Source organism: Burkholderia sp. 3C, from assembly GCF_054589155.1.
Map to the genome: position 1 here is coordinate 177,592 of NZ_BAAILN010000030.1, position 12,714 is coordinate 190,305.

The window sequence follows — 12,714 nt, forward strand, 5'->3', positions numbered from 1 at the left end:
AGACGAAGCAGATCGAGGCGGGTTTCATCGTGCGGCCGGAAGGCGGCAAATGGCCGCGAAAACAGAAAGCGCGCCATTATACAGGCGCGCTTCGAGTCCCGTGGCAGCCCAGCTCGGCATGGCTTACAGCGACTTTACCGCTGCGATCGGCGCACCCGACGCGGCGTCGGGCACATCGCCCACCAGCCCGAACGACACCGTGCGAGCCAGTTCCGCCGACACCTGCGCGATCGGTTGTGTTTCGCTGGGGCGCGCGGCGTTCGACGCGTACAGATAGGCGGCGGCGGCAAGCGGGACGATGATCGCGAGCGGCCAGTAGATCGATATTGTCTTTCTCATGATGCGACCTCCGGTTCAAGCCTGTCGAATCCAATGTTCGACATTGACAGAACCTATTCTATAGATCGCACCTATTGAGATAAACCATCAAATAGCGAACGCAGTGTTGTCGTGCGGCGAACAGTCACTCGCTATCTGCAATGTCCACCACGTTCCCATCAACGCGCCCCGCCCTGCTTTGAATTAACCGATGTGCGTCTTCGACGCGGCGTACAACTCGCGGAACGTGCGGCCGGTGGGGGTCGGCAGGTCGCGCGTGTCGGTCCAGCCGGCCGCGAACGGCAGTTTCGCGATGCCGCGGCCCGAAGGCTTGTCGCCGCCGACGCGTTCGAGAATCCGCACCGCGAGCTTGGTCGCGAGGCCGTACAGCAGCGGCCGGCGCACCGTGAAGCCCCACACCGCCAGCGCCGCGCGCTCGCGCCACGGCCGCAGCCCACGCTCCACCTGCTTTTCGCGCAGCGTGCGCAGCAGGCCCGACAGCGGGATGCCGACCGGGCAAACACTGTCGCACTCGCCGCACAGCGTGGCCGCCTGCGGCAAATCGAGCGCGCGGTCGAGCCCGACGTAGCTCGGCGTCAGCACCGAACCCATCGGCCCCGGATAGACCCACCCATAGGCGTGACCACCGACCTTCTGATACACCGGGCAATGGTTCATGCAGGCGCCGCAGCGGATGCAGCGCAGCATGTCCTGGAATTCGCCGCCCAGCAGGCCGGTGCGCCCGCCGTCGACCAGCACCACGTAGTTGTGTTCGGGGCCGTCCTCGTCCTGCGGGCCGCGCGGGCCGGTCAGCAGCGAGAAATAGTTGGAGGTTTTCTGGCCGGTGGCCGAGCGCGGCAGCAGGCGCATCGCCGTGGCGAGATCCTCCAGCGTCGGCAGCACCTTCTCGATGCCGGTCACGGCCACGTGCACACGCGGCATGACCGTGCACATGCCTTCGTTGCCCTCGTTCGTCACGAGCGCCACCGAGCCGGTTTCGGCCACCACGAAATTGCCGCCGGTCAGCCCCATGTCGGCGCCGAGGAAATGCGGACGCAGCACCTCGCGTGCTTCGCGCGTCATGGCCGGGATCTCGGTCAGGCGCGGCCGGTCGTGGGTGCGCGCGAACAGGTCGGCGATCTCGTCGCGATCCTTGTGCACCACCGGCGCGATGATGTGGCTCGGCGCCTCGTTGTCGTTGATCTGCAGGATGTATTCGCCCAGATCGGTCTCGACCGACTGCACGCCCATCTCGGCCAGCACCGCGTTGATGCGCATTTCCTCGGACACCATCGACTTGGTCTTGATGACCTTCTTCACGTCGTGGCGCCGGGCGATATCGGCCACCAGCTTCGCCGCGTCGGCCATCGATTCGGCGAACAGCACCGTGGTGCCGCGCCGCGTGGCCTCACGCTCGAACGCTTCGAGCCAGACGTCGAGATGCTCGAGCGCGCGGTTGCGGCGCGCCTTCAGCGCGGCGCGCGTGGCCGGAAAATCGATTTGTTCAAGCGATTCGGCGCGCGCCGACACGAACTTGGTAGACAGTTTCTTGAGGTTCTGCTGGAGGCGCTGATCGGCGAGCTTCTGGCCCGCGCGCGCCTTGAACTGCATCGATTGGACTTGCATGGCTGGCTGGTTCGGCTGGCGGCAAAGGTAACGGGGAACGAAAAACAGCGCTTACAGATCGCCGGCAAGCACCTGCGCGACGTGCAACACGCGCGTGTCGCGGTCGCCGGTGCGTCGCAGTCGCCCTTCGATATTGAGGATGCAGCCGAGATCGCCGAGCACCACGGTGCGCGCGCCGCTGGCCTGCACGTTGGCGCATTTTTCGTCGACGATCGCGGTGGAAATATCGCCGTACTTGACGGCAAACGTGCCACCGAAGCCGCAGCAGTGCTCGCAATCCTTCATCTCGACAACGTCCACACCGCGTTGCGCGAGCAGCGCGCGCGGCTGCGCCTTGACGCCGAGTTCACGCAAGCCCGAGCAGGCATCGTGATACGTGACGGGGCCGGTGAATTCGCCGAGCGGCAGCGCCACCTTGGCCACGTTGAGCAGGAAATCGGTCAGTTCGTAGGTGCGCTCGCGCAGCCGGCCAAAGCGCGTCATCAGATCGGGATCGTCGCGGAACAGGTCGCCATAGTGCACGCGGATCATGCCGCCGCACGAACCGGACGGCACCACCACGTAATCGAACGGCTCGAATTCGCGCAGCGTCTTTTCGGCCAGATCGCGCGCGAGGGCGCGCTCGCCCGAGTTGTAGGCGGGCTGGCCGCAGCAGGTTTGCGCAGGCGGCACGTCCACCTCGAAGCCGGCTTCGCGGATCAATTTCAGCGCGGAAAACCCGATTTCGGGCCGCATCAGATCGATAAGACAGGTAACGAACAATCCGACTCGCATGGCGGCTCCTTCCAGAAAACGTCGCTCATTATCCGTGGTTCGGCGCGCCAGACCAACGCCGGCCGCCCCGAATCGGTGAAAACACGGCCCGCGTCCCGTTCCGAGCCTCTCCTCGAACGGCGTTCGCTTTTTTCACCATACGAGATACAATCGGCTCCTCACCGCTTGACAGGTCAACTGATTTTTCACGATGAGCACTCCGACTCCGGACCCGAAGACGTCGATCCAGGTGATCGAACGCATGATGCGGCTGCTCGACGCCCTCGCCGACCACAGCGACCCGGTCAGTTTGAAGGAGCTTGCCCTGCGCACGGAGCTGCATCCGTCCACGGCGCACCGCATTCTCAACGACATGGTGACCTGCCGCCTCGTCGACCGCTCCGACCCCGGCACCTATCGGCTCGGCATGCGCCTGCTCGAACTCGGCAATCTCGTGAAGGCCCGCCTGTCGGTGCGTGACGCGGCGCTGATGCCCATGCGCGAACTGCATCGCACGACCGGGCAGACCGTCAATCTGTCGGTGCGTCAGGGTGACGAGATCGTGTATATCGAGCGCGCCTATTCCGAGCGCTCGGGCATGCAGGTGGTGCGGGCGATCGGCGGCCGCGCGCCGCTGCACCTGACCTCGGTCGGCAAGCTGTTCCTGGCGGCCGACGAAACCACCCGCGTGCGCGCCTACGCCACGCGCACCGGCCTGTCCGGCCATACGCAGAACAGCATCACCGATCTGGGCAAGCTCGAACGCGAGCTGTCGATCGTGCGCCAGCAATCGTGTGCGCGCGACAACGAGGAGCTCGAGCTGGGCGTGCGCTGCATCGCGGCCGGCATCTACGACGATTCGGGCAAGCTGGTGGCCGGGCTGTCGCTGTCGGCACCGGCCGACCGCCTGCAGGACGCGTGGCTCGGCCAGGTCAGTCATACCGCGCTGACGATTTCCGAATCGCTCGGCTACCGGCCGCCGAAGGAACCGGAAAGCCCGGCATTCGCGAAATCGGTCTGAAGGCGGCACGCCTTCCAAAGCAAAAGCCCCGCAACTGCGGGGCTTTTTCATGGCGAAGCAGATGAGCGATCAGGTGCCGCCGGTAGCCGTGTTGGCGGCCGTCAGGCGCTCGCCGCCGCCGGCGTCGAGCCAGTTGCGCACGCGCACCGCATCGGCCGTACGCGAGTATTTGCCGAAAGAATCGAGCAGCACCATCACGATCGGACGGCCGTGCACGGTGGTCTGCATCACGAGGCATTCGCCGGCTTCGTTGATGAAGCCCGTCTTCTGCACGCCGATATCCCACGACGGATTGCGCACCAGCGCATTCGTGCTGTTGTAGACCAGCGAACGCTTGCCGGTGAACACCGTATAGGTGTGATCGGTCGAGAAACGGCGGATCAGCGGATATTGGTAAGCCGCATCGATCATCTTCACGAGGTCACGCGCGCTCGATACGTTCAGAACCGTCAGACCCGTCGAGTTCTCGAAATGCGTATCGGCCATGCCGAGCGCCTTCGCCTTGGCATTCATCGCCGCGATGAATGCCGGACGACCGCCCGGGTAGTAGCGCGACAGCGCCGCCGCGGCGCGGTTTTCCGACGCCATCAGCGCGATGTGCAGCATGTCTTCGCGCGACAGGACCGACCCCACGGACAGTCGCGAACCGGTGCCCTTCTCGTAATCGCGGTCTTCATCGGTGACCTCGATCTGCTCGGTGAGCGGCGCCTTCGAATCGAGCACGACCATCGCGGTCATCAGCTTCGAAATGGAAGCGATCGGCACCACCGAGTGCGAATTCTTGTCGAACAGCGGCTCCGAGGTGCCCTGATCGACCACGTAGGCCACGCTCGAACGCAGCGCGAGCGCATCGGGCGACTCGTGCAGGCCGAAAGCCTGAGTCTGGCGCGGCTCGAACGCCACGCGGCGCACGGCGCCGTGATGGCGGCCCGGCACGGCGGCCAGCGTCACGCGCTTGCGGCCCTTGTGCGGCTCGGCGGCGGCGACGCGCGCGGTTTTCTTCTGCGCGGCGACGGTGCGCTTCTTGCCCTTCGCGGCGGCGACAGGCTTGGCGGCTTTCGAGGATGGATGGGTTTTGGCGGTCGCGGCCAGCGCGTCGACAGGCACGACGGCGGCCGACGCGACGAGCATCGAGACGGCCACCGACACCGCGGTGCCGAGGGCCGCGCCGTGCATCATCTTCAGCGGCGAGAACAGTGAGACTTTCATTGGGGTCTGAGCAGAGCGGCGAGAGGTTTCCGCAAGTGTAGTAAAACCAGAAAAAATAAGCAATTTTAGGCACTTACCGGCTTTCGTTAAACCGGATTGTAAGAGTTGATTGCTTTGAGGCAATCACCCTCCCATTTCCATCGAGAAAACCAATGGCGGCCACACCCTGCCTGCAACGGGGCACCGGCCGAATACCCGGTATAACGGCACCGCGACAACGGATTGCAGCGGGAAAACAGAAAGAGCTTGTAGCACGAACCGGAACAGCCTGCTTGGAGCAGGTCGGCCACCAGCCCGACAGCGGCAACCTGGATCGCGCACATGAATGGCGTTTTTCGACCGGGATGCATAGCAAACGTTCCATCTGCCGTTTCGGTTTACCTGAGTTGAGCGAGGTAAACCCCCAAACCCCCGCCCCCGGCGCAATCTGCGCCGACCTCGGATGGTGCAGATGCACACGTGACATGTGATCACGGTGTGACAGTTCGCGTACCGAAACCGATTCCATATGAAACGATCCAAGCCTTTGTTTTTCCGTAAGAATTGCAATTTTGTGCAGCGCACAAATAGCGCTTGACAAGCGCTGTGGACGCCCTAAAATGGGAACCGTTGTTGCGATGCACCAACGCATTGCGCCAGACATCGCATACCGTTTGTGCCTTCTAAGTTGAGCCATTCACTCACGCGATCGCCACCTAGCCGCGATCGTCATTCAGGAGCCTGACATGTCCGTGCTGACCCCGGAACAAATCGCCGCCGCCCAGAAAGCCAACCTCGAAAGCCTGTTCGGCTTGACGACCAAGGCCTTCGAAAGCGTCGAAAAGCTGATCGAATTGAACGTGCAAGTCGTGAAGTCGACGCTCGCGGAAAGCCAGGAAAACGTGCAGCGCGCGCTGTCGATCAAGGACGCGCAAGAACTGGTCGCACTGCAAGCCAGCCTGGCCCAGCCGGCCGCTGAAAAGGCCCTGGCCTACGGTCGTCACCTGTATGACATCGCCACGTCGGCTCAAGCCGAATTCGCGAAGGTTGCCGAAGCGCAGTACGAAGATCACAACCGCAAGGTCCAGGCACTCGTCGACAACGTCGCGAAGAACGCCCCGGCCGGTTCGGAAACGGCTGTCGCCGCGCTGAAGTCGGCGATCAACGCCGTCAACACGTCGTACGAAACGGTGCACAAGGCCACGAAGCAAGCGGTCGAAATCGCCGAATCGAACTTCAACGCCGCTGCCGCCGTCGCTACGAAGGCCGCCACGGCCGCCGCCGCACGCCGACCGGCTGCGAAGGCCTGAGTTTCAAAGCCACACCGTCGAGCGGCCCCGAACCTCGGGCCGTAACGAAAAAACCGCGCAGCCGCGCGGTTTTTTTTCGCCTGTCGCCCATGTCCGGCTGACGCACGCCCCAACGAAAACGGCCCCGCCCGGACGAACCGGAACGGGGCCGTACTGCCCGCAACGCGCCCGGCCCGCAGGCCGGAGCACGCACGCGGCGCTTACTTCTTCTTGCGCACCGGCGGCAGGTCGGTACACACGCCTTCGTACAACTCGGCGGCCATCCCGACCGATTCGCCCAGCGTCGGGTGCGGATGGATCGTCTTGCCGATGTCCTCGGCGTCCGCGCCCATCTCCACCGCGAGGCAGACTTCGCTGATCAGGTCGCCCGCGTTCAGGCCGACGATACCGCCGCCGATCACGCGATGCGTTTCCTCGTCGAACAGCAGCTTCGTGAAACCTTCATCACGGCCGTTCGCGATCGCGCGGCCCGATGCGGCCCACGGGAACACTGCCTTGCCATACTTGATGCCTTCGGCCTTGCACTGGTCTTCGGTCTTGCCGGCCCACGCCACTTCCGGATCGGTGTAGGCCACCGACGGAATCTGCAGCGCGTCGAAATACGACTTCTCGCCATGCGCCGCTTCGGCTGCCACGTGGCCTTCATGCACGGCCTTGTGCGCCAGCATCGGCTGGCCGACGATGTCGCCGATCGCGAAGATGTGCGGCACGTTGGTGCGCAACTGCTTGTCGACTTCGATGAAGCCGCGATCCGTCACCGTCACGCCCGCCTTGTCGGCACCGATCTTCTTGCCGTTCGGGCTGCGGCCCACGGCGACCAGCACCAGGTCGTAGCGCTGCGCTTCGGCCGGCGCCTTCTCGCCTTCGAACTTGACGTAGATTCCGTCTTCCTTCGCTTCGGCGCCCACCGTCTTCGTCTTCAGCATGACGTTGCCGAAACGCTTCGCGTTGTACTTCTCCCAGACCTTCACGAGATCGCGGTCCGCGCCCATCATCAGGCCGTCCATCATTTCGACCACGTCGATCTCGGCGCCGAGCGTCGAGTAGACGGTGGCCATTTCGAGGCCGATGATGCCGCCGCCGATCACGAGCATGCGCTTGGGCAACTGGCGCAGTTCGAGCGCGCCGGTCGAATCGACCACGCGCGGATCTTCCGGCATGAACGGCAGCTTCACCGGCTGCGAACCGGCCGCGATGATCGCCTGCTTGAACTTGACGACCTTCTTGCCGTTTTCGCCCTGCACTTCCATGTGGTACGGATCGACGAACGTGCCGAGGCCCGTCACGACTTCGACCTTGCGGGCCTTCGCCATGCCGGCCAGGCCGCCGGTCAGCTTGCCGACCACACCCGACTTGAAGTCGCGCAGCTTGTCGAGGTTGACTTCGGGCTTGCCGAACGAGATGCCGTGATCGGCCAGCGCCGCCGCTTCCTCGACCACCAGCGCCGTGTGCAGCAGCGCCTTCGACGGGATGCAACCGACGTTCAGGCACACGCCGCCGAGCGTCGCATAACGCTCGACCAGCACCGTCTTCATGCCGAGGTCGGCCGCGCGGAACGCTGCCGAATAGCCGCCGGGGCCGGCGCCGAGCACGAGCATGTCGCATTCGATGTCGGCACTGCCCGAGTAGCTGCCCGCCTGCGGCGCTGCCGCCGGAGCGGCCTTCTCGGCAGGCTTGTCCGCCGGCTTCTCGGCCGGTTTTTCGGCTGCCTTGGCCGGTGCCGCGGCCGCTGCTGCGCCTTCGAGCACCACGATCAGCGTGCCTTCCGACACGTTGTCGCCGACCTTGACCTTCACTTCCTTGACGACGCCGGCTTCCGAGCTCGGCACATCCATCGTCGCCTTGTCCGATTCGAGCGTGACGAGCGATTGCTCCTTCTCGACCGTGTCGCCCGCCTTCACCAGCACTTCGATGACGGGAATTTCCTTGAAATCGCCGATGTCCGGCACTTTCACTTCGATGAGACTCATGAACTGTCCCCTGATTGTATGGGCTACCGCCGACCGCACGAGGCGCCCGGCCGGCCGCGCGGCGCTTCGAAAGCGCACCGCATGCCGGCCAGGCGACCGTCGGGGATCAGAGAATCACGCGGCGGAAATCGCCGAGGATCGACGCGAGGTATGCGTTGAAACGCGCCGCCGCCGCGCCGTCGATCACGCGGTGATCGTAGGACAGCGACATCGGCAAGGTCAGACGCGGCACGAACTGCTTGCCGTCCCACACCGGCTTCATCGCACCGCGCGAGAGGCCGAGGATCGCGACTTCCGGCGCGTTGACGATCGGCGTGAAGTGCGTGCCGCCGATGCCGCCCAGCGACGAGATCGAGAAGCAGCCGCCTTGCATCTGGTCCGGCTTCAGCTTGCCGTCGCGGGCCGCCTTCGACAGATCCGCCATTTCCTTGGCGATGTCGGCGAGGCCCTTCTTGTCCGCGTCGCGAATCACCGGCACGACCAGGCCGTTCGGCGTATCGGCCGCGAAACCGATGTGGAAGTACTGCTTGAGGATCAGGTTGTCGCCATCGAGGCTCGCGTTGAAGTTCGGGAACTTCTTCAGCGCCGCGACCACGGCCTTGATCACGAACGCCAGCATCGTGAACTTCACGCCGGACTTTTCGTTTTCCTTGTTCAGCTGCACGCGCAGCGCTTCGAGATCGGTGATGTCCGCTTCGTCGTTGTTCGTGACGTGCGGGATCATGACCCAGTTGCGATGCAGGTTCGCGCCCGAGATCTTCTTGATGCGGGAAAGCGGCTGCGCTTCAACCGGACCGAACTTCGTGAAGTCGATCTTCGGCCACGGCAGCAGGTTCAGCTCGCCACCGCCCGCCGGCGCCGCAGCGGCGGCTGCCGGTGCGCGCTGGCCCGTCATCACGCCCTTCACGAACGACGTGATGTCTTCCTTCGTGATGCGGCCCTTCGGACCGGTGCCGCCCACGCTGCCGACATCCACGCCGAGTTCGCGCGCGAACTTGCGCACCGACGGCGAAGCATGGCTGGCCTTGCCGCTCGAAGCGGGGGCCGGCGCCGGCGCGGATGCCTGCGCGGCGGCGGCCGGCTTCGATTCGGCTTGCGCCGGTGCGGCCTTCGGCGCTTCCGCCTTCGGGGCCTCGGCCTTCGGCGCGGCAGCAGCCGGTGCGCCTTCGCCGCCTTCGAGCACGACGATCAGCGTGCCTTCCGACACGTTGTCACCGAGCTTGACCAAGATTTCCTTGACGACGCCGGCGGCCGGGCTCGGCACGTCCATGGTCGCCTTGTCGGATTCGAGCGTGACGAGCGATTGCTCCTTCTCGACCTTGTCGCCGACCTTCACGCCGATCTCGATGACCGGAATGCCCTTGAAGTCGCCGATATCCGGCACCTTCACCTCGATCGTGCCGCCGCCGGCGGCCGGCGCGGCTTGCGCGGCGGCCTGCTTCGGCGCCTCGGCCGGCGCGGCTTCCTGCTTCGGCTCCTGCTTCGGCGCTTCGGCCTTCGCTTCGCCCGCATCGCCTTCGAGGATCACGATCAGCGTGCCTTCCGACACGTTGTCGCCGACCTTGACCTTCACTTCCTTGACCGTGCCCGCTTCCGAGCTGGGCACGTCCATGGTCGCCTTGTCCGACTCGAGCGTGACGAGCGATTGCTCCTTCTCGACCTTGTCGCCAACCTTGACCAGCACCTCGATGACGGGAATTTCGTTGAAATCGCCGATATCCGGCACCTTGACTTCGATCGCTTGACTCATCTGTAAGTGTCTCCTGGGCCGCGCGCACCCTGGCGGGCTTGCGCGGCGTCACATGGCACGATTGCGTTAAACCGTCATCGGGTTGGGCTTGGACGGGTCGAGGTCGTACTTCTTGATCGCCTCGGCCACGACCTTGCGATCGATCGTGCCTTCGTCGGCCAGCGCGTTCAGCGCGGCGACGGTCACCCAGTAGCGATCCACTTCGAAGAAGTGGCGCAGCGCAGCGCGGGTGTCCGAACGGCCGTAGCCGTCGGTGCCGAGCACGACGAAGCGGCGTTCGACCTGACCGCGGATCTGATCGACCAGGGCGCGCACGTAGTCGGTCGAGGCGATCACCGGGCCTTGCGTGTCCTTCAGCAGCTTCTGGACATGCGACTGGCGACGCTCTTCGGTCGGGTTCAGCAGGTTCCAGCGCTCGACTTCGTGACCTTCGCGGGCCAGTTCGGTGAAGCTCGGCACGCTCCAGAGGTCGGCGGCGACGCCCCAGTCGTTCTTGAGCAGGGCGGCGGCGGCAATCACTTCGTTGAAGATCGTGCCCGCGCCGAGCAGTTGCACGCGCGGCGCCTTCGCATCGGCGTCGGCCTTCTTGAACGAATACATGCCCTTGATGATGTCGGCAGCCACGTGCTCGCCCTGCGGAATCGCCGGGTGCTCGTAGTTCTCGTTCATCACGGTGATGTAGTAGTACACATCTTCCTGATCCGCGACCATGCGTTGCAGACCGTTCTGGATGATCACGGCCAGTTCATAGCCGAACGTCGGGTCGTAGCTGACGCAGTTCGGCACCGAAGCCGCCCACAGCAGCGAGTGGCCGTCTTCGTGCTGCAGGCCTTCGCCGTTCAGCGTGGTCCGGCCGGCGGTGCCGCCGAGCAGGAAGCCGCGCGAACGCATGTCGCCCGCGGCCCAGGCCAGATCGCCGATCCGCTGGAAGCCGAACATCGAATAGAAGATGTAGAACGGCACCATGATCTCGTTGTGCGTGGAATACGACGTTGCCGCCGCGATCCAGTCGCACATGCCGCCTGCTTCGTTGATGCCTTCCTGCAGGATCTGGCCGGTTTCCGATTCCTTGTAGAACATCAACTGATCGGAATCTTCCGGCACGTACTTCTGGCCTTGCTGATTCCAGATGCCGATCTGGCGGAACAGGCCTTCCATGCCGAACGTGCGCGATTCGTCCGGGACGATCGGCACCACGCGCTTGCCCAGCGCCTTGTCCTTCAGCAGGATGTTCAGGATCCGCACGAACGACATCGTGGTGGAGATCTCGCGGCCTTCGCCGGTGCCCTTGAGCAGCGGTTCGAACGCCTCGAGCATCGGCACCGGCAGCGATTCCGCCTTCTGGCGGCGCTGCGGCAGGTAGCCGCCGAGCGCCTGGCGGTGCGCGCGCATGTATTCGAGTTCCTTCGAGCCTTCCTCGAACTTCAGGTAAGGCACGTCGGCGATCACGTCGTCGGCGATCGGCAGGCGGAACTGGTCGCGGAAGCGCTTCAGTTGCTCGACCGGCAGCTTCTTCTGCTGGTGGGTGATGTTCATGGCCTGACCGGCCTCGCCCATCCCGTAGCCCTTGATGGTCTTCGCCAGGATGACCGTCGGCTGGCCCTTCGAATTGCTGGCCTCGTGGAACGCCGCGTAGATCTTGTGCGGATCGTGACCGCCGCGGTTCAGGTTCCAGATGTCGTCGTCGGACCAGTCGGCGACCAGCGCCTTCAGTTCCGGCGAGTTGAAGAAGTGTTCACGGACATACGCGCCCGATTCCGACTTGTACGTCTGGTACTCGCCGTCGACCACCTCCATCATGCGGCGCATCAACGCGCCCGTCTTGTCGCGCGCGAGCAGCGAATCCCAGCGGCTGCCCCAGACGATCTTGATGACGTTCCAGCCGGCGCCGCGGAATTCCGATTCCAGTTCCTGGATGATCTTGCCGTTGCCGCGCACCGGGCCGTCCAGACGCTGCAGGTTGCAGTTGATCACGAACACCAGGTTGTCGAGGCGTTCGCGGCTGGCCATGCCGATCGCGCCGAGCGATTCCGGCTCGTCGGTCTCGCCGTCGCCGAGGAAGGCCCAGACCTTGCGGCCTTGCGTCTTGGCGATGCCGCGCGCTTCCATGTACTTCATGAAGCGGGCCTGATAGATCGCCATGATCGGGCCGAGGCCCATCGAGACGGTCGGGAACTGCCAGAAATCGGGCATCAGCCACGGGTGCGGATACGACGAGATGCCGTTGCCGCCCACTTCCTGACGGAAGTTGTCGAGCTGGTTTTCCGACAGACGGCCGAGCAGGAACGCGCGCGAGTAGACGCCCGGCGACGAGTGGCCCTGCACGAAGATCAGATCGCCGCCGTGTTCGGCCGACGGGGCGTGCCAGAAGTGGTTGTAGCCGACGTCGTAGAGCGTCGCGGCCGAGGCGAACGAGGCGATGTGACCGCCCACGTTGGTGTCCTTGCCGGCGCGCAGCACCATCGCCAGCGCGTTCCAGCGCGTGTACGAACGGATGCGGTGCTCGAGATCCTGGTCGCCCGGGTTCTTGGCCTGCTGGCCGACGGGGATCGTGTTGATGTACGGGGTGTTCGCGGAGAACGGCAGATGCTCGCCGTTCATGCGGGCGAATTCGATCTGCTTCTCGATGAGGTAGTGCGCGCGGCCAGGACCGACGGACGAAATCACGCCGTCCAGCGCTTCGAGCCATTCGACGGTTTCCTGAGCGTCTTCGTCGTGCTCGGCGGCAACATACTTCATCACTTCATTGGGTACGGCGGACATGCTCGTCTCCTGAGT

The 12,714-nt window shown here is 64.5% G+C and carries 9 protein-coding genes; 2 read left to right on the forward strand and 7 right to left on the reverse strand.

Annotated features, from left to right (window positions below):
- Positions 1-123: 123 nt before the first annotated feature.
- The 3 genes from ACYP33_RS04885 to ACYP33_RS04895 form a co-directional block, all read right to left on the reverse strand.
- Positions 124-339, reverse strand: coding sequence for a hypothetical protein (locus ACYP33_RS04885; RefSeq protein ID WP_414442522.1), 216 nt, complete (start codon positions 337-339; stop codon positions 124-126).
- A 183-nt stretch (positions 340-522) separates the two neighbouring features.
- Positions 523-1,944 (reverse strand): lactate utilization protein B, encoded by a 1,422-nt coding sequence (locus tag ACYP33_RS04890; protein ID WP_459620066.1) that lies wholly within the window; start codon positions 1,942-1,944, stop codon positions 523-525.
- Positions 1,945-1,995: 51 nt separating this feature from the next.
- Positions 1,996-2,718, reverse strand: coding sequence for a (Fe-S)-binding protein (locus ACYP33_RS04895; RefSeq protein ID WP_459620068.1), 723 nt, complete (start codon positions 2,716-2,718; stop codon positions 1,996-1,998).
- A 190-nt stretch (positions 2,719-2,908) separates the two neighbouring features.
- On the opposite strand from ACYP33_RS04895, the gene ACYP33_RS04900 reads away from it, so the two are divergent.
- Positions 2,909-3,718: an IclR family transcriptional regulator gene (locus ACYP33_RS04900; protein WP_414451450.1), complete on the forward strand. Its 810-nt coding sequence runs from the start codon at positions 2,909-2,911 to the stop codon at positions 3,716-3,718.
- A 69-nt stretch (positions 3,719-3,787) separates the two neighbouring features.
- Here the strand turns inward: ACYP33_RS04900 and pbpG are convergent, their stop codons facing one another.
- Complete coding sequence (pbpG, locus tag ACYP33_RS04905; protein WP_459620070.1) at positions 3,788-4,927, reverse strand: D-alanyl-D-alanine endopeptidase; 1,140 nt, start codon at positions 4,925-4,927, stop codon at positions 3,788-3,790.
- 725 nt (positions 4,928-5,652) lie between these two features.
- On the opposite strand from pbpG, the gene ACYP33_RS04910 reads away from it, so the two are divergent.
- Positions 5,653-6,216 (forward strand): phasin family protein, encoded by a 564-nt coding sequence (locus ACYP33_RS04910; RefSeq protein ID WP_414442526.1) that lies wholly within the window; start codon positions 5,653-5,655, stop codon positions 6,214-6,216.
- A gap of 200 nt (positions 6,217-6,416) precedes the next feature.
- Here ACYP33_RS04910 and lpdA read toward each other — a convergent pair whose 3' ends face one another.
- The 3 genes from lpdA to aceE all read right to left on the reverse strand — a co-directional run bounded on the left by lpdA (position 6,417) and on the right by aceE (position 12,699).
- The gene (gene lpdA / locus ACYP33_RS04915) at positions 6,417-8,186 is read right to left on the reverse strand and encodes a dihydrolipoyl dehydrogenase (protein ID WP_414451448.1); all 1,770 of its coding nucleotides are present in this window, start codon (positions 8,184-8,186) and stop codon (positions 6,417-6,419) included.
- Between the two features lie 106 nt (positions 8,187-8,292).
- A complete protein-coding gene (gene aceF, locus ACYP33_RS04920) occupies positions 8,293-9,936 on the reverse strand; it encodes a dihydrolipoyllysine-residue acetyltransferase (protein ID WP_414451447.1) in 1,644 nt (547 codons plus the stop codon).
- 66 nt (positions 9,937-10,002) lie between these two features.
- Positions 10,003-12,699, reverse strand: a complete 2,697-nt coding sequence (gene aceE / locus ACYP33_RS04925; protein ID WP_414442529.1) for a pyruvate dehydrogenase (acetyl-transferring), homodimeric type — start codon at positions 12,697-12,699, stop codon at positions 10,003-10,005.
- Between the last annotated feature and the right edge of the window lie 15 nt (positions 12,700-12,714).

What these genes read in the sequence shown, in the direction of transcription:
- ACYP33_RS04885 (WP_414442522.1), bottom strand. Translation starts at nt 339, where the DNA reads ATGAGAAAGACAATATCGATCTACTGGCCGCTCGCGATCATCGTCCCG.
- ACYP33_RS04890 (WP_459620066.1), bottom strand. Translation starts at nt 1,944, where the DNA reads ATGCAAGTCCAATCGATGCAGTTCAAGGCGCGCGCGGGCCAGAAGCTC.
- ACYP33_RS04895 (WP_459620068.1), bottom strand. Translation starts at nt 2,718, where the DNA reads ATGCGAGTCGGATTGTTCGTTACCTGTCTTATCGATCTGATGCGGCCC.
- ACYP33_RS04900 (WP_414451450.1), top strand. Translation starts at nt 2,909, where the DNA reads ATGAGCACTCCGACTCCGGACCCGAAGACGTCGATCCAGGTGATCGAA.
- pbpG (WP_459620070.1), bottom strand. Translation starts at nt 4,927, where the DNA reads ATGAAAGTCTCACTGTTCTCGCCGCTGAAGATGATGCACGGCGCGGCC.
- ACYP33_RS04910 (WP_414442526.1), top strand. Translation starts at nt 5,653, where the DNA reads ATGTCCGTGCTGACCCCGGAACAAATCGCCGCCGCCCAGAAAGCCAAC.
- lpdA (WP_414451448.1), bottom strand. Translation starts at nt 8,186, where the DNA reads ATGAGTCTCATCGAAGTGAAAGTGCCGGACATCGGCGATTTCAAGGAA.
- aceF (WP_414451447.1), bottom strand. Translation starts at nt 9,936, where the DNA reads ATGAGTCAAGCGATCGAAGTCAAGGTGCCGGATATCGGCGATTTCAAC.
- aceE (WP_414442529.1), bottom strand. Translation starts at nt 12,699, where the DNA reads ATGTCCGCCGTACCCAATGAAGTGATGAAGTATGTTGCCGCCGAGCAC.